Origin of the sequence: Jeotgalicoccus sp. FSL K6-3177, assembly GCF_038050175.1 — a bacterium.
GTDB classification, from domain to species: domain Bacteria; phylum Bacillota; class Bacilli; order Staphylococcales; family Salinicoccaceae; genus Jeotgalicoccus; species Jeotgalicoccus nanhaiensis.
Genome location: NZ_JBBOSK010000001.1, coordinates 81,606 through 104,756, shown reverse-complemented (window position 1 = coordinate 104,756; position 23,151 = coordinate 81,606). Strand labels below are relative to the sequence as shown.

Genomic DNA, 23,151 nt, shown 5'->3' with positions numbered 1-23,151 from the left:
GAGCTTTTAATTTACAGTGATTCGATAAAGACTTCTTCCTTTTCACTTTGAGGATTAAACGTTATATCTTCACTGATATTCTGTTTCATAAATGAATCGTACATCTGTTTTGCCACAGGTTCATTGAAGTCTTCCGTAAAATTATAATGCACATCGATTTCATTATCATTTGGACTGATTGTACCGGCAAGACAGGCGATGATGCCTTCTTCTGTGCACAGTGTTAAATACTTTACGTTTTCAAGCTGCAGCTGCTGTTCAAAGTCCGGTATTGCTTCCGGTTCGATATTTTTAATTTCCATCAAAAAACTCCTCCCGGCATTTTTATTCTTTTACCCTTTTTTCACGGGAAACAATCCTCTGTTTTCATAGTAAATATGTCTGAATTTATAGATAATTATAAAAGTCATCTGTATACTGATTTATATAAACTTAAAAATGAGGGATATATATGCGTTTTGAAACGAAAGCAATCCATGCCGGCAGACAAGTCGATCCGGTCACGGGGGCAGTGACAACACCAATTCACTTGTCTACTACTTACGAACGGTCTGCTGACGGTTCTTATACCGACGGTTTTATGTACAGCCGCGGCGATAACCCGAACCGCCGTTCATTGGAAGAATGTCTGACCGCGCTTGAACAAGGACATGATTGCGTAACTTTTTCATCCGGGATGGCTGCAATTTCAGCAATCATGGAAGTTCTGCCTGAAGATAAACCCCGGAGAATTATTCTGCCGGATGATATGTATTTCGGTGTGCTCACTTTACTTGAAGAAACTGATTTAGGCAAAAGCTTTGATATTACTGCAGTGGATATGACAAATCTTGACCAGCTGAGGCAGGCAGTGGAAAGCAAAGCAACGGGTATAGTCTGGATTGAAACACCGTCAAATCCGCAAATTAAAGTTACTGACATTGCTGAAGTCGTAAAAATAGCTGAAAAAGCAGGAGCAGTGACTGTTGTGGACAATACAACCGCAACACCTGTGCTTCAAAACCCGCTTCTTCTGGGTGCAGATTTTTCACTTCATTCGGTCACCAAGTATATCGGCGGACACAGCGACTTATTACTCGGCGCTGTTGTCGCAAAAGAAGACAGTCCAATGCTTAACCGTCTTAGAACATGGCAGCACGCGAAAGGTGCAGTACCGTCATCATTTGACTGCTGGCTGGCACTGCGCGGAGTACAGTCTTTATCTGCAAGAATGTCTGTACACTGTTCAAATGCTAAAGTAATCGCTGAATTTTTAAGCCAGCACGAAAACGTTGAAGCTGTACATTATCCCGGCCTCCCAAATCATCCGGGACACAGCATCGCAGCAGAACAAATGAGCGATTTCGGCGGCCTGATGTCATTTCAAGTTAAAGGAAGTGATTCCGATGCACTTCAAATAGCCAATACAGTTAAAATCTTCACACAGGCAACCAGTCTCGGCGGCACACACAGCTATATAGAGCATAGGGCTTCAGTCGAACAGGAACTGACGAAAGCACCGGCTAATTTGCTGCGCTTATCAATCGGCCTCGAAAATGTAAAAGATTTAACGGAAGATTTAGACCGGGCATTGTCGGAAATATAAATCATAAGAATAAATTATATTATGAGTAACCTCTGTGTAAACGGGAATATTTCCAATAACACGGAGGTGTTCTTATGAGGAAGCACTATAAATTAGTTATTCTCGGCGGAGGGACCGGCGGCATTTCAACCGCAAGCCGCATACTCTCTAAAAAGAAAGATTTAAAAGATGATGTTTTAATTATAGAACCGGACGACTATCATTATTTCCAGCCTGCATGGCCGCTCGTCGGCAGCGGTGATGAAAAGCTGGATTCAACCTGGAAACCGATGAAAAAAGTTATACCGAAGGGAGCATGCTGGCTTCAGGCAGCAGTAAAAAATGTAGACCCTGTTAAACGTGAAGTAACGGCTGATGATACCCTCATCAGTTATGATTTTTTAATCGTCGCTCTCGGTATCGAACTTAACTACGATGCCATTAAAGGCGCACGGGAATCACTCGGACACAATGGTGTATGTACTAACTATTTATATAATCTCGTCGAATACACCTACGAATCACTTAAAAATACAAAATCTGGCAACATCATCGTAACCAAGCCAGAAGCAAAAATTAAAGGCGGTGTTTCTGCGGAAAACTCGCTGTTTACAATGGATGATTTTATCAAACAGCAGGATCGTAACGTCGATATAATGTTCAGAATCGGGCGGGAAGAACTGTTTGAAGTAAAGAAATATAATGACAGTTTAATTAGTCAAATGGAAGAAAAACACATCGATTACAAACTGAACGAAGAACTGATTGAAGTTAAAGGCAAACAGAAACAGGCTGTATTCAAAAATACGCATACTGGCGAAACACATACTATACCTTTTGAAATGCTCGTTATTACACCGCCGATGCATGGTCCTTCAGTTTTAAAAAAGTCCGGTCTGCTGGATCAAGAAGGCTGGGTAGACGTTGATAAACACACGATGATGCACAAAAAATATACTACTGTATTTTCTCTTGGCGATTCATCCAGCCTGCCGACAGTAAAAATGGGCGCTGCTGTCAGAAAACAGCTGCCGGTGCTGGTCGATAATCTGATTGAACGTATGAATGATCAGGAACCCACTCATAAATACGACGGCAGAACAGCTTGTCCTATCGCCACTGAATACGGTGAACTGATTCTTGCGGAATTCGGTTATGACCGGAAGCCGAAAGAAACGACTTTCCTGAATCAGGCTGATGATAAAATGATTTTTTATCAGTTCAAAAAGAATATGCTGCCGATTATGTACTGGTATGCCTTATTGAAAGGTAAATCATAACTTAAGAAAAACGGCACTGCCGCCAGTTAGCTGCAGTGCCGTTTTGTCATTTAAAAGTAAGATTTTCAAGTCTGATATAACCCGCTGCATCAAGCTCGACATTGTCAAGCTGAGCTGTATTATACGCCAAAGTCATATTTGGATGAACTAAAGGTGCATACGGCACATCTTCACGAAGCATATTATGGATATTTGTATACTCTGCCAGTCTGTCCGCATCTTCTGTTGCACTGCGTGCATTTTCCAGTGCAGCATCAACATCTTCGTTCGTATAGAATGCTCTGTTGCCGCCAAAACCTCTATTAGTGCTGAGTGTCAGCGCAGATAACAGATAATCCGTATCACCGGTAGATGCTGTGAAACTGAGCAGGAATATATCATGCTGACCCTGTCCTAAACGTTCCATAAATGTTGCCATTTCAAATTGTTCAATTGTAATATTGATATTCAGCTCTTTAAGCTGTTCCTGAATATACACTGCCGAATCAATTAAATCCTGACTGTCGTTGACCCAAATAGTTGCATCGAAGCCGTCAGCGTAATTTGATTCACTAAGTGCAGCCTGTGCTTTCTCAATATCCTGTTGAACTTCGGGTAATTCCTCATCATAACCAAAGACACTTGAGGAAACCATGCTGTTCGGAATTGCAGCCTGACCGTTATATATACCTTCTTTTAATTCTTCTCTGTCAATCGCAAAATCAATAGCCTGACGCACTTTCACATCATCAAACGGTTCTTTTTCTGTATTGAATCCAAGATAGTTTGTTCTCAAGGATTCCGCTTCAACAAATTCAGTGCTGTCACTGCTTTGAACCCTGTCCATCATGGCCATATCTACAGGTGTGGTAATATTTATCCCGCCGGATTCCAATTCTGCCATCATCGAACCTGACTCAGGAATAATAACAAATGTCAGGTTATCAATATTGCTTTCCCCTGCAAAATCTTCGAATCTTTCAAATTCTATATTCTGTCCCGGTGCTCTCGCTTTAAATTTAACATAGTTGGTTCCATCCGGGTTTTCTGAAATATAAGTGCCAGTATGCTCTGAAATCTGGTCGGAAACGTCTGTAAACTCTTGACCGCCTGCATCACGCAGATCGTAATAATCTTCTGCCGTTATTTCTAATCCTGCCTGATCAATAGCATTTTGATAATCAGCATCGATACTTTCTTTACTCATAATACTTGCTGCCGTGTGCGCTAAATTATCAGGCAGCGGGGCAAATGGATATGAGGTAGTGATATTCAGCTCATAATCATTCACAATTTCAATATCTTCAATCATTTCGAAAAGGAACACGGTAGGAGCACTGATGCTCGAATCCTGTACACGTTCGAGTGATGCCTTTACATCGTCCGCAGTAAATTCAGATCCGTTATGAAACGTTACACCTTCAGTTAATTTAAAGTTCCACGTAGTTTCGTCTGTCTGCTCCCATTCTGCAGCAAGGCCGGGCTTACGGGACATATCAAGTTCCCGAGTGACAAGCGTCTGATACAGATGACGCCTGATTTGTATAGCATTAACATCGTTAGTTCCATGAGGATCTATAGTCGATAAATCCTGGTCAAACCCAACAACGATATCGCCGGTTTTAGCTTCTTCAGCAGCTTCGTCTCCGTCTATCTCAGCAATTTCATCATTAGAACAGGCCGCAGCGACTGATAGGACCAGCAGCGTAAACAGTAATAACAGCTTTTTAAACATAGCAGTACCCCCTAATGTTATTTAATTTTGTATCCTCTTAAAATAATTTGAATATTTAAAATTATATAATGAATAAGTTATAAATGCTATTTATATTTTAAAGGAATGCAGTTAAATCTTATAAAGGCTGATCTGAAGAAGTGAAAACTATGCTCTTTGGCCGGCCAAACTCTGAAATCATAAAAAAACCGGGACAAAATTGTCCCGGTTCGCTTTTATTTGAGTTCCAGCTCTTCTGCTGACATTTTTCTGACTTGCTCAAGCAGATCGCTGTCTTCAATTAATGACTGTCCATAAGAGGGTATCATTTCTTTTAATTTTGTTTCCCATTTTTCAGTGTATTCCGGGAAACTCTGTCTAAATACTTCGAGCACAACTGAAACTGACACTGATGCGCCTGGTGATTCACCCAGAAGAGCTATCACAGAGTTATCTTCTGAACTGACCACTTCCGTACCAAACTGAATGAAACCTTTACCATGTTCTTTTGTATCTTTAATGACTTGCACACGTTTACCCGCGATATGAATATCCCAGTCCTCGTCTTTCGCCTCAGGAACAAACCTTCTGAGTTCTTTCATTCTATCGGCTTTACGCATCAGCACCTGCTGGATAGAATATTTCACCAGCGGAATATTTTTAACACCTGCAGAAGTCATCGTCAGAAGATTATCCGCATTGATGGATTTAAAGAGATCCAGATTCGAACCGTATTTTAAAAACTTCGGACCTATGGCCGCAAAGGGTCCGAACAGCAGACTCTCCTGTCCCTGGATATAACGCCTGTCTAAGTGAGGTACTGTCATTGGGGGTGTCCCGTACGGTTCTTTACCATAAACTTTAGCATTGTGGCGGCTGACCACCTCAGGATTGTTGCATACTAAAAAAGCACCGCTGATTGGGAACCCGCCCAGATGTCTGCTTTCAGGTATTTTTGTTTTCTGCAGCAGAGGAATTGCATGTCCGCCCGCCCCGATGAAAATATAGTCTGCAGTGTGGTATTCAATTTTATCTTCCTCAAGATTGCGGATTTTAACTTCCCATCTCTTATTTTCCAGCTGTCTAAAATCTAAAACTTCATGACGGTAATAAACAGCAGCATTATCATGTTCATTAAGATTGCGTGCCATTTTACGCGTTAATTCCCCAAAATTAACATCGGTACCGTCATCGATTTTACTTGCAGCTACAGGCTCTCCTGAATTTCTGCCATTCATCATCAACGGTATCCACTGTTTCAGCTTATTAACATCTTCTGTATATTCCATATTACGGAACATATGATGCGTCATGAGGGCTTCATAGCGCCGTTTTAGAAAATCTACATTACCTTTGCCCATGACAAAACTGATATGAGGCAGCGGGCGAATGAATTCTTTCGGGTTCCTTATATAATTGTTCTTAATTAAATAAGACCAGAACTGTTTGGAAATCTCAAATTGTTCATTAATTGCTTTCGCTTTCCCGATATCAATAGAACCGTCTTTTTGCTCAACAGTATAATTTAATTCACATAATGCAGCATGTCCCGTTCCTGCGTTATTTGTTTCATGAGAACTTTCATTCCCGGGAGCATCCAGCCGTTCAAACAGTTTAATATTCCATCCGGGCTCTAAATCTCTGAGAAAGGAACCGAGTGTTGTACTCATAATTCCCGCCCCGATTAATATGATGCTTTTAGATGAGTTATTATCCATGTTTAGCCAGCTTTCTTCTTTATTAATCAAAAGTTATTTTATAATCATAACCGGTATATTTGCACGTTTTGCCACCTTATGCGTAACATGGCCGAGAACATGCTTGATGTCCTTTTTAGAACGTTTATTGCTCATTACTACAACTTCATAATCATTTGTTTCAATTTCTTTTTTTAGTTCTGCAAGAATACGTCCAGTGGCGAAATGAATTTTATAATTTAAACCGCACTCATCGAGCTTGTCTGTAAATGGTTTAAGGTCTTCGACTCTTTCTTTTGCAATATCATCGAAGTGTTTGCCCTGATACTTCACATTATCCGCCATCTCACTTTCTGTTATTACATTAAATATTGTAATGATGGACTCCTTGCTGTTATTCGTCAGTTTCTCCAGCTGTTTCGGCACATTCGCAAATGAGTTTCCAAAATCATATGGAAGTAAAATCTTTTTATACAAAAAAACACATCCTTTCTAATATTAAAAACAACTCTGTTACATTCCTCATTTAGTTTAATATTAAAGCCAAACGTTATACTTTTGCAATATTATACCCTTAATTCACTTATAATATCATGAAAACTATTTACCTGTTGATGATAAATATTATTGTCGCCAATTATATTTCTGAACAGTTATTTTTTTGAGAATATTAGAAGTTTAAACTTCTATAAAAGTGATACTATAATCAGTAAAGTAATTGAAGGAAATTTTCATTATAAGAAGATGTTTTCCAAAATATAATACATAAAAAATGAAGCAGCATTTCATTTTCATTCAACAATTTATCCGTTAATCATTCCGCACTTGCTTGGAAGTGCTTTTAACATCTTCCTTTTAAGACAGTTTTTTAAAGGCGTGCCGGATATTTATATCGAAGCAGCAAAACTGGAAGGCGCCAACCATTTTCAAATCTTCTTTAAAATTGCGCTGCCGATGGTTAAACCTGCGCTGTTTACAGTGGCAATATTTTCATTCAACGGCGTCTGGAATGACTTCCTCGGTCCGCTGTTATACTTAAACGACGAGTCATTATATACTTTACAGCTCGGTCTGCAGGTGTCCCATGAACAGTCAACGACACAATGGAATTACCTCATGGTCGGATCACTGCTGATCCTGGCACCAGTCATCATATTATTCTTCTTTTTCCAGAAATACTTTATACAAGGCTCTAATATTCTCGGAGACAGAGAAGAAAAATAAATACATTTAAGGAGAAAAATTATGGCTCAATTACATTTGAAAAATATTAAAAAACAATATGACAGTTCTGGACCTGTCGTCGTCAAAGATTTTAATCTGGACATAGAAGAAGGGGAGTTTATCGTCTTTGTCGGTCCTTCAGGCTGCGGAAAATCTACTACTCTCCGAATGATGGCAGGGCTGGAAGAGATTACTGACGGTGAATTTTATATCAATGATAAAAAAATGAACGGGATAGCACCTAAGAACCGCGACATTGCAATGGTTTTTCAAAATTATGCTTTATACCCGCATATGACCGTATACGATAATATAGCCTTTGGTCTGAAGATTAAAAAATGGCCGAAACAGGAAATCAAACAAAAGGTCGAAGAAGCAGCGGATATACTCGGACTGACAGAATATCTGCACAGAAAACCGAAAGCACTGTCCGGAGGACAAAGACAGCGTGTTGCGCTCGGACGTGCTATCGTCAGAGAAGCGGATGTTTTCTTAATGGATGAACCCTTGTCGAACCTGGATGCTAAATTGCGCGTGCAGATGAGGGCTGAGATTATGAAGCTGCACCAGCGCCTTAAAACGACGACTGTTTATGTGACCCACGATCAGACCGAAGCGCTGACCATGGCAACGAGAATTGTTATTCTTAATAATGGTGAAATTATGCAGGTGGGTGCACCTCAGGAAGTTTATAATAGGCCAAACAACTTATTTGTTGCTCAATTTATCGGCTCACCCTCTATGAATATATTCGATGGTATATTCGACGGGGAACGTTTAAAAATCGGCAATACAAATATTAAGGTTGCGGAAGCTGACAAGCATATACTGAAAGAGCATGGGTATACAGATAAGAAAATTAAATTTGGCATCCGTCCTGAGAATGTTCAGGAGTATCAGCAGCTTTCTAAGCCGGAAGAAGCATCACCGTTCGATATAAAAGTCAGGGTGAATGAACTGCTTGGTTCGGAATTCATGATTTACTCCGAACTTAAAGGAGAAGAGATTGTAGCAAGGGTAGATGCGCATAACCAAAATAAACCCGGCGACACAATGACCTTTGCCTTTGATATGGATAAAGGACATTTCTTTGATTTCGATACAGGAGAAAGAATTACAGATAATTAAAAAATGCCTGCTTACTCGACCGGTAAGCAGGCATTTTATGTTATTTGATAATCATCACAGGTGTATTGACGCGTTTTGCGACCTTATGAGTTACATGACCAAGGACATGTTTAATATCTCTTTTAGAACGTTTGTTGCTCATTACTACCACTTCATAATCATGGTTGTTAATTTCAGTTAACAGTTCGTTGATAACACGGCCAACTTCAAAACGAACTTCATATTCCAGATCGCGTTTTTCCAATTCGTCTGTAAAAGGCTTCATTTCTTTAATTTTATCTTCTTTTATTTGATTGAACCGCTTGCCGTTGAATTTTACATCACTGGACATCTCATTTTCAGTTATAACGTTAAAAATCGTTATAATCGCACCTTCACTGTTCTCCGTCATTTTCGCCAGCTGGCCTGGTACATTTTCAAACGAATTCCCAAAATCATAGGGCAGCAATATCTTTTTATACATAATTATATTTACACATCCTTTAATTTGAATTATACTTTATATAAAGTTAATGCTTTATTTATCATTATTCCCTCAGTATAGATATTTACACATTTTACCTTCCGCAAAAGTATTCAAATTAGCATATCAGATTCCGACAGTTTTGAATATACCATTTATCGTAAATGTTTCAATAAACATTGCCATCTCTTCAATCGACTCTTCACAGCCGCCTTTGAGCCATTTTAAAAGTACACCGATATGTGCATTGGTGATGTAAGTAATCAGATAATCTGTAAATATTTCAGAATCCAGTTCAACACCGAATTCTCTGCTTTTCACCTTATAAAAGTCAAACATATGCTGTGAAAAATATTTTGCAAGTTCTGCACTGCCAAGACTGTTGGCAATAACGAGCACGCGTCTGCGGTTATCTTTAAGATACTGGAACATCTTCAAAATAGTATTGTTAAGATCGTTCTCATCCACATCTTTAAAGCTGGTGCCGGTAATATTTTTGTAGAGCAGCTGTTCAATATCCGTCATCATCGAATTTTGATAACTCTCTATCAGTTCGTATTTATCTTTATAATAAGTATAAAATGTTCCCCGGTTAATCATAGCTTCTGAACTGATATCCTGAATGGTAATACTCTCGAACGGTTTTCTCTCAAGCAGAGTAATGATTGCACTGTCAATTGCATGTAATGTTTTTTGTACTCTTAAATCTTTTTTCAAAAATAAACAACCTTTCAATACAATGTGTTGGTTATCCTACAGACATGGATATATCAACCATTGAAGTATACTTTAAACAACTTATAATGAGTTATTGTACATTATGTACGATAACTTTAACACAAAAAAATGAAGGATGATTAAATGTTACAGGATTTTAAATTTGTATTTAAAAAACCGTTGTTATTAGTATCTCTTGCAGTCATTTCATTATTTCCGGTTATATATGCATTGACATTTCTCGGTGCAATGTGGGACCCGTATGACCGCACAGGCGATATGCAGTTCCATATAGTAAATGAAGATGCAGGCAATGAGGATATAGAGCTCGGAAAAGAAATCGAAGCTGAGCTGAAAGATAACGACCAGCTGGACTGGCAATTTTCCACTCTGGAAAAAGCAGAAGAAGCAATTAAAAGCGGAGAATCATACGGATATCTGGAAATCCCCGCAGATGCTTCTGATAATGCCATGACCTTCTTAAGCGAATCACCGGAAAATGTAAACCTTAAACTAAAGACAAATCCGGGATTCAATTTCATCGGTTCAATTATGTCTGAACAAGTCGGTTCAGTCTTAGTCGAAACAGTTCAAAAAGAAATTACAGAAACATATACCAAAACATTGATTAGCGAACTCGACAGTTTGTCCGACCAGAGTGATGAAGCACAAGATGCCATTGCTGAGCTGAAGAACGGTGCAGTCACACTTGACGATGGACTTGGCCAGCTCGAGGACAGCTCAGCGCAGTTAAAAGAAGGCGCAGACAACCTTGAAAGCGGCGCTTCACAAGTCAGCGAGGGAGCAGGAACACTGTATAATGGTGAACAGCAATTTACAGGACAGATCACTCAGCTGGCACCAATGCTTGGAAATTACGCACAGCCGGTTCAAGGTGCACAGTCAGAACTTGAAAATGGAGCAGGCCAGTTAAATGAAGCCAGCACACAGCTTGCTGGCGGGGCTTCTGAATTGAATTCAGGTATTGGGCAAATGAACGGCGGTATCAGCGAGTTGAAAGCAGGCTCCAGCGAATTGGCAGAAGCACTTACAGAGGTTGATACCAGATTTAACGAGCTGCTTGCGGAAATAGAAGAGCAGAATATTGTTTTCAGTGATGAGGGAGCAGAAGCGATTGCAAGTCCTGTTAACCTGGATATTGAGTCCATGGTGGATACACAAAACTATGCGCAGAGTTTTGCACCGTTAATTATTGCAGTCAGCCTGTATATCGGAGCTATTACATTTAATGTTGTATACCCGATGAATAAAATATTCGAAGATAAGAAAAATGTATTCAGCCAGTGGCTCAGCCGCGGCCTGCTGTTTTTATCACACTCGGTAATCATTACAACTCTCCTGTATGCTGCAATTGTATGGGTAATGCAGATTGAGATTGCCAGCCACTGGAGATTTTACTTGGCGATGCTTGTATGGTCACTCGTTTCCATCTCTCTTATAGGATTATTGGTGATGATTTTCGGCAACTTCGGCAAGTTTCTCGGCATCGTGCTGCTTATTGTACAATTATCATCAAGCGGCGGCACCTTCCCGATAGAAACTTCGAACAATTTCTATCAAACGCTTTATGAATTCCTGCCGATGGCATTCGTCGTGTCCGGCTTTAAAGATGCGATTTTCGGCCAGGCGTTCGACATGGAATTCAGCACAATAATGTATATTCTGCTAGCAATAGCTGCAGGTGCTTATCTGCTCGTATTGTTAGTATTATGGCTGAAAGATAAATTCCCTAAGTATGAAGAAAAAGCGAATAAAATGGCCAAATTTGAAAACTAAAAATTCAGCCCGCTCGGTCAGCGGGCTATTTTTCTTTATCGGCCTGTTCGGCATAGCATTTATGCCGAATTCTTTCATCATTCCCGCACTTATATTTGTAGGACTCGGCGCAGGGACAACATTCAGCCTCGCTATAATGTTCTTCGTGCTGCGGACTCGTACGGTGGAAGATTCGTATTCCCTGTCTGGTATGGCCCAGTCAATCGGTTACCTGATTGCTGCAGCAGGACCATTATTTCTCGGAATTTTATCTGATTACACTGGATGGACGCCGCCTTTGATTATTTTAATGATTGCAGCAATAATTATCGCTATACTCGGCCTGATTGCAGGGCGTCCGGTTAAAATCGGTAATCAAAAAGAAACTAATAATTAAATTCTATAACAGCCGCATTAAAGAAAATGCGGCTGTTTTCATATTCAAATTGCACTCGATGTGTAAGTTTGATATTATCAATAGGTTATTTATTTAAAAGAAAAGGAATCGCGGATGAATAATCCGCATCCTAAAAATATTAAGGAGCACATTAATGAAGGATTCTTCAGATCCAGCCAGTAAAAAATTATCGAAAGTATTTATATATTCTGTGCTGATAGTCGGCACACTTGTAGTTATCGGCGCCATAAATCCAAAGGGATTCGGGTCGGTGGCAGGCTTCATAGCAGACGGGGTGAGTAATTACTTCGGATGGTATTACATGATAATCACCTCCGTTACTTTATTCTTTTGTATTTTTCTTATCTTCAGTCCAATTGGCAAATTAAAACTCGGAAAACCGCACCACAAGCCTGAATTCAGTACACGTTCATGGCTGATGATGCTGTTCAGTGCAGGCATGGGTATCGGGATGATATTCTACAGTACATCAGAACCGATCGCCCACTTTTTCGCACCGGCAACTGCCGATCCCGAAACAGAGGAGGCAATGCTGGAAGCAATCAGAGCAACCATATTTCACTGGGGTGCACATGCTTGGGGAATGTACGGTGCTGTTGCACTTGCTCTGGCTTACTTTCAGTTCAGAAAAGGTGAGTCGGGTCTCCTGTCAAAAACTTTACGTCCTATACTTGGCGATAGAGTAGACGGACCAGTCGGAATACTTATAGATGTCTTGACTGTATTTGCAACTGCGGTCGGAGTCGCTGTATCTTTAGGTATCGGCACAACTCAAATCAACGGCGGCCTGAATTACTTGTTTGGTGTCCCGATTAACATCGGTATCCAGGGGCTTATTATCGCCGTCGTCACTGTCTTGTTTCTAGGCAGTGCCTGGAGCGGTCTAAGTAAAGGAATTAAATACCTGAGCAATTTGAATACGCTTCTCGCCGCTATCCTGCTGCTGGCTATTCTTATACTGGGGCCGACGCTTCTTATCTTGAATATGCTGCCGACAGCTGCCGGCGAGTATATTAATACATTTATAGCAAGAACGCTCGATGCAGCTCCTTTAAACAATCAGAAAAACGAGTGGCTCCAGTCATGGACTATTTACTACTGGGCATGGTGGCTGAGCTGGAGTCCTTTTGTCGGCATTTTTATCGCACGGGTATCAAAAGGACGTACAGTGCGTGAATTTATTTTAGGACTGCTTATTGTGCCGACCTCTATCGGTATCATCTGGTTTACTGTATTTGGTGTTACCGGCATTGAAATTGCAAGCAAGGTACCGGCGCTTGTAGAATTCGGCCCGGAAACTCAGCTGTTCGCTATTTTTAATGAGATGCCGCTGAGCGTTCCTCTGTCGATTCTCGCGATTATTTTAGTATCGTCATTCTTTATTACGTCAGCGGACTCCGCAACCTTTGTACTCAGCATGCAGACATCACATGGTTCACTTCGCCCTGCAGCAAGTATTAAGGTCGTGTGGGGCATCAGCTTGTCAGCTATTGCTTTTATACTGCTATTATCAGGCGGAGACACAGGACTCGAAGCTCTGCAGTCTGCAGCGATAATTGCAGCACTGCCTTTCAGTTTTGTAATTATTATGATGATGATTTCATTCTACAAAGATGCAAATGAAGAAAGAAAATATCTCGGTCTGACCATTACTCCAAATTCCAAACGTATGGAAGAGTATATTAAAAAAGAAGAACGGGAGTATCAGGAACAAAAAGAAGCAGGTGTCGATGAGAGAGACCTGTAATTAAAAGTGTCTGCCCCGCAAGCTGAACTTAATTCAGCTTGCGGGGTATTTTTATCAGTTTTATAACAAGTACTCTTCATATTTTGCCATTTGCTATAATTATAATGATACTATTACAGAAATGTGGAGATACAGATGTACGAACTCATGCTGATCATGCTCGAGAGACTTGGATTAATTGTCATGCTCGCCTTTATAGCAACTCGTCTGCGCTTTTTCAGAGATATGATTTCATCGGCTGCCCTGTCCCGAAAGCAGCAGTATAAAGCAATTATATTTTTTGGTGCTTTCGGTATTATTGGCACCTATTCTGGCGTGACTTTTCAGGCGGAACCCTTCCTCCTGCAGCGTTTAAAAACAGATATTTTCAATCATGAAGCAATTGCCAACTTCCGCGTTATCGGCGTTGTGCTCGGCGGCCTGTTCGGAGGATATAAAGTGGGAACTGCAGCCGGACTGATTGCCGGGGGACATCGTATGCTGCTCGGGGGCTTCACTGCATTTCCCTGCGGTATCGCTACCATTGCAGCCGGTATTTCAGCAGCCTGGATTCGTACTAAAAATCCGGAAATTACAGCTAAACCGCTGCTGGTATTTCTGATCGGAGCCGGAGCAGAAATGATGCAGATGGCTTTAATTGTTCTTTTAGCACGTCCTTACACGGAAGCACTGGTACTTGTTCAGCACATCGCACTGCCGATGATTCTAGCAAATGGAATTGGCTGCGCACTTTTTCTCCTGATTATTAAAAGCGTAGCAAAAGAAGAAGAAAAGGCCGCAGCTTTGCAATCACAAAAAGTACTGCGCATTGCCGAACAGACACTTATGCATTTAAAATCGGGTTTAACCCCGCAGTCTGCTGATAAAGTATGTACAATTCTTTACCAGGAGCTTAATCTTAAAGGCGTAACAATTGATGATGGGGAAAATCAGCTTTCACATATCGGCAGCAGCAGCAATGCAGCTGTAATCGAATCTTTAAATAGCCGTGACACCGTCATCGGCACCTTGAGATTCTATTTTCATTCGCAAAAAGATGTAACATCTATAGAAAAAGAAACATTATCCGGACTTGCGAATCTGTTGAGCAGCCAACTTGAACTGGCAGAAGCAGACAAGCTCTATAATCTTGCTAAAGATGCTGAAATCAATATTCTGCAGGCTCAGATTAACCCGCATTTTCTTTTTAACACTTTAAATACTGTTATTTCACTAATTCGCATCAATCCTGAAAAAGCGAGAACTGCTCTGAGATCTTTATCTAAATTTATACGGCAGAACCTGCATTCAACAACTGCGTCTTTGAAAACGCTGGAAGACGAAGTTGAGCATATAAAAGCGTATTTGTCGATAGAACAAATCCGGTTTGAAGACAGAATTGCAGTTTCCTATCATATAGACGACAGCTGTCTGCATAATAAATTACCGGCTTTAACCCTCCAGCCTATTATCGAAAATGCAGTTAAGCACGGTTTTAAAGGTAAAGTTGATCAGTGTAAATTGAGTATTACCGTCCGGGACCATAAAGATAATATATCTTTGTGTATAAAAGACAATGGTTCAGGTGTTCGCGAGAATAGACTTGTGAATTTAGCCGCAGACGTCAGCAGCAGCACAGAAGGTAATGGGATTGCCTTATATAATATTAATAAAAGACTTCAAATGACTTTCGGCAGCGACAGCGGTCTCCATTTTAAGTCCCGGCCGGATGATGGTATGGCGGTATATTTCAACATACCTAAAATTTCCTAATGTCTTTGAAAGGACTCGTTCAATAATGAATCAAATAATAAAAACACTCGTGGCAGATGATGAAAAATACAGCCGTGAAGAATTAAAATATTTGCTCGGAACACACCCGGCTATACAAGTTTCGGGAGAAGCTGCGACCGGGCGGGAAGCTTTGGCAAAAATAATCACTGACGAGCTTGACTTGCTGCTCCTCGATATCGATATGCCAGAAATGAGCGGTATAGAGCTTGCTGCCACATTGAAAAAGATGAAGAACCCGCCGCTGATTATATTTACAACTGCTTATTCAGAGTATGCTGTTGAAGCCTTTAAAGTTCAAGCTGTTGATTATTTACTAAAACCGGTTGATGAAACGGAGTTAGCAGAAGCAATTGCACATGTTTCTGAACTGCTTGACTTTAAACGGGAACCTGCCCGCGGCAAGCTCGCGGTCGGAGGAGAAGAGTCTATCACTTATCTCAACCCTGCTGAAGTTCTGTTTGTTTCGCGGGAGAACAATACGACAGCGGTTGTCTCATCTAAAGGAATCTTCAGCAGCAGAAAGACGTTAAAAGAGCTGGAATCCCGTCTTCTTTCGCATTCATTTTTCCGTGTCCATAAGAGCTATCTCGTTAATACTGAAGTGATTACAGAAATGACACCCTGGTTTAACGGAGCTTTTCAGCTCACCTTAGAAGGCACAGATGTTCAAATACCAGTCAGCCGAAATTATGTAAAGTCTCTCCGTGACCACATAGAATTATAATAAAGACCTGTTACAGCGCTTATTTTGCATTTGAACCCCTTGTTTCGACACGATAGCTGAAACTTACCAAAATTGCTTGTATATTTTGTAAGCTATAATGATGAAAACGCATTCAAAAATAGGGGGAGCAGAATGATTACATTTTTAGGAGCAATCGCTCTGTTATTAATAGGATATTTTACTTATGGAAAGTTTGTCGAAAAAGTTTTTCAGCCAAAAGAACTTCGGGCGACACCAGCTTATACAGAACATGATGGGGTCGACTATCTGCCAATGCATAAAAATAAAAATGCGCTGATACAATTAATCAGTATTGCCGGAGTCGGGCCAATATTTGGTCCTATTATGGGAGCCCTATACGGGCCGGTAGCATTTATCTGGATTGTACTCGGCTGTATATTTGCCGGCGGTGTCCACGATTACCTGACGGGTATGATTTCTATACGCAATAATGGGGCTCACTTGCCGGAACTTGCCGGAAAATTTTTAGGAAAAGCAATGAAACATGTCGTTAATGCTTTTTCGATTCTGCTGCTGCTTCTCGTCGGTACAGTATTTGTCGCTTCACCTGCAGATTTACTTTACGATCTTGTTAATGGAGCAGTACCTGCTGTAGTATTTGTTGTCTTAATTTTCATCTATTATTTGCTGGCTACTATACTGCCAATCAATAAAATTATCGGAACAATCTATCCTTACATAGGCGCATTGCTGTTATTCAGTACTGTGGGAATCGGGATTGCTCTCGTCTTGAACCAGGCGCCGGTTCCAGAACTGTCGTTTACAAACACTCATCCGGAAGGCGCAGCAATCTTTCCGCTTCTGTTCCTAACGATTTCATGCGGGGCGCTGTCAGGTTTCCATGCTACTCAAACACCGATTATTTCCAGAACAACAAAAAACGAAAATCAGGGCCGCAGAATTTTCTACGGCATGATGATTGCAGAAGGTATCATTGCTATGATTTGGGCAGCCGCAGCTATGAGTCTTTTTGACGGTCCGGTTACCTTGAATGAACTGATAGCAACAATCGGTACCGGCGGTATTGTTAATGAAATTTCAACGATGATGCTCGGTCCGATTATTGGAACATTCGCAGTTCTAGGTGTAATAGTTCTTCCCATTACTTCCGGAGACACTGCATTTAGAAGTGCCAGAATGATTATCGCAGACTATATCCGCGTGCCGCAAAAGAAAATAATGAGCAGAATTTGGATTGCAGCACCGATATTTATCATTTCAATCATACTGACAAATATGGACTTTACGCTGTTATGGCGGTATTTTAACTGGGCAAACCAGTCAACTGCAATGATTGCTTTGTGGATTGGTGCAATGTATCTGTTCATCGGCAGACGCAACTACTGGATTGCAGCCGTGCCGGCTATCTTTATGACGATGACAGTGTCTACGTATATTGTGAACGCACCAATCGGATTAAATCTTCCGATGGACATTTCTTTAGCGATCAGTGCTGTAATTACTGTACTGATTACTATTCTATTCTTTGTTTCAGCTAAAAAACGCCGCAGTGAAAACATTCCTCTGGAAACCGATGTTTCAGAATGGAATGAAAAACACTACGCTTATTCAGATTAATAGGATAAAACAACTTATGTCTGCACCGGTTCGTTTACCAGCACTCCGGTTCGGGCATATTTTATAATAAGAAGCTGTTTAAATCCGACAAGATAATCCTGAAGGGAGGACGCATCTGATGAAACAGTGGATGATACCGTTACTCATAATAATCTCAGTCATTTTAACTGCGTGCAGCAGCGGTGATACGACAGGCGAAGATCCGGAAAACAATACATCAGAAGATGCAGTATCCAAACCTTCAGAAGAAACGGCAGAATCAGAAGAACAAGATTTGGAAACAGAAGGGCCGGCAGAGAAAGAAACTCAGCAAAGGGACAGTGAAGATACTGCTGATAATGAAGAGTCTAAAGAGAATTATACTGCTGCTGAGCATTGTATTATGACCCAGCTGGCAGAATGCGAAAACGTTCCTCCTGAAGATCAGTTTCAGGCATACAGAGACCTTGTTGCTGACAGCACACTGCCGGAAGCTCCCGGGAGCGACTGTCTGCCTTGTGCCGTCAAATATTCCTTTGAAGCAAAATACGGAGAATCTGACCCGGTGAATTATTCAATCCTCCCGCGTTCAGAAAAAATGCCGGAAGATATCTCTGACCCGTCGGAATTTGTTCAGCAGTATCTGTTTTCATTGCCGGCATTTTTTAATAACCATGACGAGACAGCACTCAGCTTTTACCAGCCTGACTCAGCAGGTTATCACGCCTTGTTTGCAAATAAAGCGTCCGGAAACTTCAGCAATCATATGACTTATTCCGTTTTTATCAATTCTGAAGTGGAGAATCTTGATGGCAGTATCAATATCTATGCTTACCGGACATACTCACATATAAATACCAATGGTATTTTCGAAGTCTACGCCCGCTATAATTTGATTGAGCAGGATGGCCGGTACTATCTGACAGACTATGAAGAACTGGAAAATACGCGTATAGAATAAACTTAAAAATAAAAGCCTGGTCAGTAAAATTCAGCTGCCCGGGCTTTTTAGTGTGACAATTATGTGTTTATATTACAGAAATGTGTCGATTCAATGGTAATAGTCAGAAATAATACAGCCAGATGTCATTATTACATTCCAAATATTAAATGTAACTTTATTATTATTGAGCTGTAACACATGTAAAATATATGTGTGTTACATTGGTAACTGTCTTGGAAAACAAAGACTTTATAAAAGTTTGGTTTGCTTTAGAGAGAAAAAAATTACTTTTTATAATATATATTTTGGAGGAAGAAAATTTTATGAAGAAAACAATTTTAGCTACGACATTAGCATTAGGTTTAGGCGTAACAGGAGTTGCTGCAGGTCAGGACGCAGAAGCTTCTTCTATAGATAAAGCAGAACTTGCTCATACAGCTCAAAACAATCCGGAAGCATTAAATGCATCTGCAGTACACGAAGGTGCTTATGACTATAACTTCAACCACGGAAACTTTAACTATGACTTCGAGTCAGATGGTACTAACTACTCATGGTCATACAGCAAAACTGGTGAAGCACAGGCACAGACTCCAGCAGTAGAAAAATCAGCACCTGCAGTACAGGAAGAAACACAAAATGTTCAATACAGCAACTACACTGAAGAAGTACAAGAGCCCGCGCAAAATACACAAGCAGCAGCTCCAGCAGTAGAAGAAGTTGAACAGCCTGCAGCAGCATCACCTGCACCAGCTGAAAAAACACAGCAGTCAACTGGCGGATCAACTAAGTCACAATTCTTAGCTGCCGGCGGCACTGAAGCTATGTGGAACTCAATCGTATTACCAGAATCAAGCGGTAATCCAAATGCAGTAAGCCCGAACGGTTACCAAGGATTAGGCCAAACGAAAGAATCATGGGGTACTGGTTCTGTTTCAGAACAGACTTCAGGTATGCTTAACTACGCTAAAGAGCGTTATGGTTCAGTCGATGCAGCAATCCAATTCCGTAATGCTAACAACTGGTGGTAAGATTTAAACATTAAATTGTTATAAGTAAGACCCGCATTCATTCATGAATGCGGGTCTTTATTTTTATATAAAGCCATATTATTATTCGTTTTAAATTCGTTAAGGGAGATTAAGATATCTGAAATAGAAAAGCAAAAGATAAAATATTCTGAGCTTAATATTTATTGAAATCTTCAGGTATCATTAGTAATTAGAAAGGTTTAAATTATTCAATTTAGGCTATAGTATTCTATTAAGAGTAATAGAAAGCAGGTTGATTATGGCCAAAATATACAGTGCAGTTAAACTTCCTGATACCGCTGTAAAAATTATTAAAGATCAAAATATTGAATTAGATATGCACGATGAACTGACAACACCGGAACAGGATCAGATTATCGAAAAAATTAAAGATGCAGACGGCTTAATTAGCGGCGTCAATGTCCAGGTGCCGGCCGAAGTCATTAAGGCCGGCGACTCGCTGAAAGTTATTGCTAATGTCGGTTCAGGCTTTAATAATATCGATGCTGAAGAAGCAAATAAACAGGGTATTGCTATAACAAACACGCCTGTTCATGATTCTGTCGCCTCGACCGCAGAGCTTGCAGTCACGTTAATGCTGGCTTTATCTCGGCATGTACTGCCTGGACACGATATCGCAGTTAAAAATGAATTTAACGGCTGGCAGGTAATGGGTTACTTAGGCGGTCACCAGGTTGTGGACAAAACACTCGCAATTGTCGGCTTTGGACAAATCGGACAGTATATTGGAAAACTGGCTCAGGCATTTAATATGAAGCTTTTGTATGTTGATTTAGAAGAAAAAGAAACAGATATTACTGCTGAAAAAGTAAGTCTTGAAGAAGCTTTAAAAGAAGCAGATTACGTAATTACACAAGTAAACTACAACGAAACCTCCCATCATCTATTCGGTAAAAAAGAATTTGAACAGATGAAAGAGACTACGTATTTCATCAATACCGCACGCGGCGGTGTTGTAGATGAAAGTGCGCTTGTGGATGCTCTGAAAAACAAGCAAATCCAAGCCGCAGCTTTGGATGTTCACGAAGAAGAACCGCATATTAACGAAGAACTTGCGAAACTTGATAATGTAATTCTGACACCGCACATCGGCAATGATACCTATGAAGCGAGAAATGCAATGGCAGAAACTGCAGCCGATCAGGCAGTAAAAGCCCTTCAGGATGAACAGCTGGATTATCAGGTAAACAAATAAGATGAAATAAGCAAAGCCTCGCAGTATAATACAATTAAATAAAATAGTTCTCTTATTAAGAGTGAGTGAAGGGACTTGGCCCTATGAAACTCCGGCAACAGCTTGTAAAAGCGATGTGCCAAATCCAACAGTTGCAATCAACTGGATGATAAGAAGCCGCGTTAAAGCTCTTCTTAATTTCAGAAGAGCTATTTTATTTGAAAAAAATAAAAAGGTGGTAATCAAATGAAAACCGTACGCGAACTATTTTCAGAATTGGACGATTGGAAAGCATACAAACCGGCCAGCACAATGAGCAGCATAGCAAAGTCGAATCATATTATCAGACTGAAGCAAGAAATTAAAAATCGAATTGATGTTGAAGAATATAAAGATTATATACTGTTGAAAGAAGAAAGATGAAGAGTATTCTATGACTCCCTATGTCAGCACAATCATCACAGCAGGTACTAAGCGGAAATATGATATGACTTATCAGGAAAAAGAGGATTACTTCATTTTTACAATTAAAAATCAGCAATTTTAATACAAGTTATTTAAAAATAAATGCTGCTTTAAATAGACTATTAAGAAGAATACAAAAAGCACGATACGAGCTGGTATCGTGCTTTTTTCTATCTTTAAAGTTCTCCCTTCCATTCTTTAAAGAAAGTTTCGAGAAATTGCTTCATAAATGCTTCCCGCTCTTCAGCTATTTTAACTGCTGCCGGGGTATTCATCTTATCTTTTAACAGCAGTAATTTTTCATAGAAATGGTTAATAGATGTCGATTCACCATGACGATATTCTTCAAAGCTCATACTGTCTCTGACAGGAATTTCCGGATCGTACATCGCCTGCCCCTTGGTACCGCCGTACTGGAAAGTTCTCGCAATTCCTATGGCACCTAAAGCATCCAGACGGTCAGCATCCTGAACGATTTGAGCCTCGATATAAGAAAGTTTTTTTCCAGTACCGCCTTTAAATGACATGGTCGTGATGATGTTTATAATCGTATTGATGGCCTTATTATCAACTTCATTGCTCTCAAGCAGCTTTCTGATACGTTCCAGTGCTGTATTAACATTAGAAGTCACCTTATCATCCGGGATATCATGCAGCAGCGCAGCTGCGATGACGATAAAAGAATCCGCTTCTTCATATTTTAATATTTCCCCGGCAATATCTCTGACTCTCTTGATATGGTACCAGTCATGCCCGCTCTTTTCGTTCAGCAGTTCAGCCTCGACCCACTCTTCAATATTTACTAATACTGTCTTTTCATCCATGAAAGAATGCCCTCCGTCAGTTATCATAGTTTTACCTTTATTATACGTTGTTTCATTAATATTTAACAAAATGATATAAAAATATTGACACAAAGAGGGTTTTTATATTATTGTTAAAGAATATTATTATATTAAGCGGATATGGCGGAACTGGCAGACGCGCTAGAATCAGGCTCTAGTGTCTTAATCGACGTGGGGGTTCGACTCCCTTTATCCGCATTCTCTAAAAGACCATTCAATGAATGGTCTTTTTTTATTGCAGCTGCCGAATCATTTAACTGGAAAGCATTTTTACCGCTATTTTAACTGCCAAGGCATAATCAATATATCCCATCGGGAATACATAATCCGGAATTACATCAACAGGAATAATAAAATATAACAAAGCACTTCCCATAATACCCAGTTTATAATTCGCAGCTTTCCCTTCCGTAAATTGAGTATAAAATTCTTTTAAGTGTTCAATAAATGGACCTGCACCGCTCACTTTCTCTACCTTTTTCTCAAATTTCCCAAGTATTGTTTCTCTTCCTTCTTCTGTCTTTGCACAGTGTTCATATTGTTTTAACTGTTTCCGTACCTCATCAACACTAAAGTCCTTATTATAGAAATTAGTCTCTGTAAGAGTCTGATAAATTTCAGCTGCGGATAAGGAAACATCTGATGTGTCAGCCTGATCCTCAGCATTCACAGAATAACCAGCAGCAACCAGCAGCTCATTTATCGAAATACCTAAATGTCCAGCGAAGGTATTGATATGTCCGATATTTACTTTGCGCTTCCCGTTGATAATGCGAGAGACAGTCGCTTTATCAATACCGGTTTCACTGCTGAACTGTCTCAGTGATATCCCGCGTTCATCCAGCAGCTCTTTTAATCGGCGGCCAAAGCTCTCTGCTCTCATATTTTCC

At 40.3% G+C, this 23,151-nt stretch carries 22 protein-coding genes, 1 tRNA gene and 1 riboswitch; of the genes, 15 read left to right on the top strand and 8 right to left on the bottom strand.

Going from position 1 to position 23,151, the window contains the following annotated elements:
- Positions 1–11 precede the first annotated feature (11 nt).
- Complete coding sequence (locus MHH58_RS00485) at positions 12–302, bottom strand: hypothetical protein (protein WP_341344691.1); 291 nt, start codon at positions 300–302, stop codon at positions 12–14.
- Positions 303–451: 149 nt separating this feature from the next.
- Between MHH58_RS00485 and MHH58_RS00480 the strand changes: the two genes are divergently transcribed.
- Both MHH58_RS00480 and MHH58_RS00475 read left to right on the top strand, forming a co-directional pair.
- A complete protein-coding gene (locus MHH58_RS00480) occupies positions 452–1,585 on the top strand; it encodes a trans-sulfuration enzyme family protein (RefSeq protein WP_341344690.1) in 1,134 nt (377 codons plus the stop codon).
- A 74-nt stretch (positions 1,586–1,659) separates the two neighbouring features.
- Positions 1,660–2,844 carry an NAD(P)/FAD-dependent oxidoreductase gene (locus tag MHH58_RS00475; protein WP_341344689.1) on the top strand — a complete coding sequence of 395 codons (1,185 nt, stop codon included), beginning with the start codon at positions 1,660–1,662 and terminating at the stop codon, positions 2,842–2,844.
- Positions 2,845–2,890: 46 nt separating this feature from the next.
- Here the strand turns inward: MHH58_RS00475 and MHH58_RS00470 are convergent, their stop codons facing one another.
- From MHH58_RS00470 to MHH58_RS00460, 3 genes are all read right to left on the bottom strand, one after another.
- The gene (locus MHH58_RS00470) at positions 2,891–4,558 is read right to left on the bottom strand and encodes an ABC transporter substrate-binding protein (RefSeq protein WP_341344688.1); all 1,668 of its coding nucleotides are present in this window, start codon (positions 4,556–4,558) and stop codon (positions 2,891–2,893) included.
- 215 nt (positions 4,559–4,773) lie between these two features.
- Complete coding sequence (gene mqo, locus MHH58_RS00465; RefSeq protein ID WP_341344687.1) at positions 4,774–6,255, bottom strand: malate dehydrogenase (quinone); 1,482 nt, start codon at positions 6,253–6,255, stop codon at positions 4,774–4,776.
- A gap of 33 nt (positions 6,256–6,288) precedes the next feature.
- Positions 6,289–6,711: a universal stress protein gene (locus MHH58_RS00460; RefSeq protein WP_135097423.1), complete on the bottom strand. Its 423-nt coding sequence runs from the start codon at positions 6,709–6,711 to the stop codon at positions 6,289–6,291.
- Positions 6,712–6,999: 288 nt separating this feature from the next.
- Here MHH58_RS00460 and MHH58_RS00455 point away from each other — a divergent pair, with 288 nt between their 5' ends.
- Positions 7,000–7,458: a carbohydrate ABC transporter permease gene (locus tag MHH58_RS00455; RefSeq protein ID WP_341346073.1), complete on the top strand. Its 459-nt coding sequence runs from the start codon at positions 7,000–7,002 to the stop codon at positions 7,456–7,458.
- A 21-nt stretch (positions 7,459–7,479) separates the two neighbouring features.
- The gene (locus MHH58_RS00450) at positions 7,480–8,586 is read left to right on the top strand and encodes an ABC transporter ATP-binding protein (RefSeq protein ID WP_341344686.1); all 1,107 of its coding nucleotides are present in this window, start codon (positions 7,480–7,482) and stop codon (positions 8,584–8,586) included.
- A gap of 40 nt (positions 8,587–8,626) precedes the next feature.
- Here the strand turns inward: MHH58_RS00450 and MHH58_RS00445 are convergent, their stop codons facing one another.
- Together MHH58_RS00445 and MHH58_RS00440 are read right to left on the bottom strand one after the other, a co-directional pair.
- Entirely contained in the window at positions 8,627–9,049 is a 423-nt protein-coding gene (locus tag MHH58_RS00445; protein WP_115885053.1) for a universal stress protein, read from the bottom strand.
- A gap of 126 nt (positions 9,050–9,175) precedes the next feature.
- Positions 9,176–9,766: a TetR/AcrR family transcriptional regulator gene (locus MHH58_RS00440; protein WP_341344685.1), complete on the bottom strand. Its 591-nt coding sequence runs from the start codon at positions 9,764–9,766 to the stop codon at positions 9,176–9,178.
- A 144-nt stretch (positions 9,767–9,910) separates the two neighbouring features.
- Here MHH58_RS00440 and MHH58_RS00435 point away from each other — a divergent pair, with 144 nt between their 5' ends.
- From MHH58_RS00435 to MHH58_RS00390, 10 genes are all read left to right on the top strand, one after another.
- On the top strand, positions 9,911–11,563 hold the full coding sequence (locus tag MHH58_RS00435; RefSeq protein ID WP_341344684.1) for a YhgE/Pip domain-containing protein: 1,653 nt from the start codon (positions 9,911–9,913) through the stop codon (positions 11,561–11,563).
- Complete coding sequence (locus MHH58_RS00430) at positions 11,553–11,939, top strand: hypothetical protein (protein ID WP_341344683.1); 387 nt, start codon at positions 11,553–11,555, stop codon at positions 11,937–11,939. Before MHH58_RS00435 ends, MHH58_RS00430 begins: the two co-directional genes overlap by 11 nt.
- 154 nt (positions 11,940–12,093) lie before the next feature.
- Positions 12,094–13,707, top strand: a complete 1,614-nt coding sequence (locus MHH58_RS00425) for a BCCT family transporter (RefSeq protein ID WP_341344682.1) — start codon at positions 12,094–12,096, stop codon at positions 13,705–13,707.
- Between the two features lie 135 nt (positions 13,708–13,842).
- Positions 13,843–15,459, top strand: a complete 1,617-nt coding sequence (locus tag MHH58_RS00420) for a LytS/YhcK type 5TM receptor domain-containing protein (protein ID WP_341344681.1) — start codon at positions 13,843–13,845, stop codon at positions 15,457–15,459.
- A 25-nt stretch (positions 15,460–15,484) separates the two neighbouring features.
- On the top strand, positions 15,485–16,204 hold the full coding sequence (locus MHH58_RS00415) for a LytR/AlgR family response regulator transcription factor (protein ID WP_341344680.1): 720 nt from the start codon (positions 15,485–15,487) through the stop codon (positions 16,202–16,204).
- A 132-nt stretch (positions 16,205–16,336) separates the two neighbouring features.
- Positions 16,337–17,803: a carbon starvation CstA family protein gene (locus MHH58_RS00410; RefSeq protein WP_341344679.1), complete on the top strand. Its 1,467-nt coding sequence runs from the start codon at positions 16,337–16,339 to the stop codon at positions 17,801–17,803.
- Positions 17,804–17,921: 118 nt separating this feature from the next.
- Positions 17,922–18,743, top strand: coding sequence for a hypothetical protein (locus MHH58_RS00405; protein WP_341344678.1), 822 nt, complete (start codon positions 17,922–17,924; stop codon positions 18,741–18,743).
- Positions 18,744–19,048: 305 nt separating this feature from the next.
- Positions 19,049–19,756, top strand: coding sequence for a hypothetical protein (locus tag MHH58_RS00400; protein ID WP_341344677.1), 708 nt, complete (start codon positions 19,049–19,051; stop codon positions 19,754–19,756).
- 259 nt (positions 19,757–20,015) lie between these two features.
- The gene (locus MHH58_RS00395) at positions 20,016–20,972 is read left to right on the top strand and encodes an NAD(P)-dependent oxidoreductase (protein ID WP_341344676.1); all 957 of its coding nucleotides are present in this window, start codon (positions 20,016–20,018) and stop codon (positions 20,970–20,972) included.
- Between the two features lie 49 nt (positions 20,973–21,021).
- A riboswitch (SAM riboswitch) is annotated at positions 21,022–21,127 on the top strand.
- 70 nt (positions 21,128–21,197) lie between these two features.
- Entirely contained in the window at positions 21,198–21,374 is a 177-nt protein-coding gene (locus MHH58_RS00390; RefSeq protein ID WP_341344675.1) for a hypothetical protein, read from the top strand.
- A gap of 218 nt (positions 21,375–21,592) precedes the next feature.
- On the opposite strand, the gene MHH58_RS00385 is transcribed toward MHH58_RS00390, so the two are convergent.
- Positions 21,593–22,240 carry an HD domain-containing protein gene (locus MHH58_RS00385; protein WP_341344674.1) on the bottom strand — a complete coding sequence of 216 codons (648 nt, stop codon included), beginning with the start codon at positions 22,238–22,240 and terminating at the stop codon, positions 21,593–21,595.
- 135 nt (positions 22,241–22,375) lie between these two features.
- Here MHH58_RS00385 and MHH58_RS00380 point away from each other — a divergent pair.
- Positions 22,376–22,459: transfer RNA gene (locus MHH58_RS00380), tRNA-Leu, on the top strand.
- 55 nt (positions 22,460–22,514) lie between these two features.
- On the opposite strand, the gene MHH58_RS00375 is transcribed toward MHH58_RS00380, so the two are convergent.
- A complete protein-coding gene (locus MHH58_RS00375; protein WP_341344673.1) occupies positions 22,515–23,144 on the bottom strand; it encodes a helix-turn-helix domain-containing protein in 630 nt (209 codons plus the stop codon).
- Positions 23,145–23,151 lie beyond the last annotated feature (7 nt).

What these genes read in the sequence shown, in the direction of transcription:
- MHH58_RS00485 (WP_341344691.1), bottom strand. Translation starts at nt 302, where the DNA reads ATGGAAATTAAAAATATCGAACCGGAAGCAATACCGGACTTTGAACAG.
- MHH58_RS00480 (WP_341344690.1), top strand. Translation starts at nt 452, where the DNA reads ATGCGTTTTGAAACGAAAGCAATCCATGCCGGCAGACAAGTCGATCCG.
- MHH58_RS00475 (WP_341344689.1), top strand. Translation starts at nt 1,660, where the DNA reads ATGAGGAAGCACTATAAATTAGTTATTCTCGGCGGAGGGACCGGCGGC.
- MHH58_RS00470 (WP_341344688.1), bottom strand. Translation starts at nt 4,558, where the DNA reads ATGTTTAAAAAGCTGTTATTACTGTTTACGCTGCTGGTCCTATCAGTC.
- mqo (WP_341344687.1), bottom strand. Translation starts at nt 6,255, where the DNA reads ATGGATAATAACTCATCTAAAAGCATCATATTAATCGGGGCGGGAATT.
- MHH58_RS00450 (WP_341344686.1), top strand. Translation starts at nt 7,480, where the DNA reads ATGGCTCAATTACATTTGAAAAATATTAAAAAACAATATGACAGTTCT.
- MHH58_RS00445 (WP_115885053.1), bottom strand. Translation starts at nt 9,049, where the DNA reads ATGTATAAAAAGATATTGCTGCCCTATGATTTTGGGAATTCGTTTGAA.
- MHH58_RS00435 (WP_341344684.1), top strand. Translation starts at nt 9,911, where the DNA reads ATGTTACAGGATTTTAAATTTGTATTTAAAAAACCGTTGTTATTAGTA.
- MHH58_RS00425 (WP_341344682.1), top strand. Translation starts at nt 12,094, where the DNA reads ATGAAGGATTCTTCAGATCCAGCCAGTAAAAAATTATCGAAAGTATTT.
- MHH58_RS00420 (WP_341344681.1), top strand. Translation starts at nt 13,843, where the DNA reads ATGTACGAACTCATGCTGATCATGCTCGAGAGACTTGGATTAATTGTC.
- MHH58_RS00415 (WP_341344680.1), top strand. Translation starts at nt 15,485, where the DNA reads ATGAATCAAATAATAAAAACACTCGTGGCAGATGATGAAAAATACAGC.
- MHH58_RS00410 (WP_341344679.1), top strand. Translation starts at nt 16,337, where the DNA reads ATGATTACATTTTTAGGAGCAATCGCTCTGTTATTAATAGGATATTTT.
- MHH58_RS00405 (WP_341344678.1), top strand. Translation starts at nt 17,922, where the DNA reads ATGAAACAGTGGATGATACCGTTACTCATAATAATCTCAGTCATTTTA.
- MHH58_RS00400 (WP_341344677.1), top strand. Translation starts at nt 19,049, where the DNA reads ATGAAGAAAACAATTTTAGCTACGACATTAGCATTAGGTTTAGGCGTA.
- MHH58_RS00395 (WP_341344676.1), top strand. Translation starts at nt 20,016, where the DNA reads ATGGCCAAAATATACAGTGCAGTTAAACTTCCTGATACCGCTGTAAAA.
- MHH58_RS00390 (WP_341344675.1), top strand. Translation starts at nt 21,198, where the DNA reads ATGAAAACCGTACGCGAACTATTTTCAGAATTGGACGATTGGAAAGCA.
- MHH58_RS00385 (WP_341344674.1), bottom strand. Translation starts at nt 22,240, where the DNA reads ATGGATGAAAAGACAGTATTAGTAAATATTGAAGAGTGGGTCGAGGCT.
- MHH58_RS00375 (WP_341344673.1), bottom strand. Translation starts at nt 23,144, where the DNA reads ATGAGAGCAGAGAGCTTTGGCCGCCGATTAAAAGAGCTGCTGGATGAA.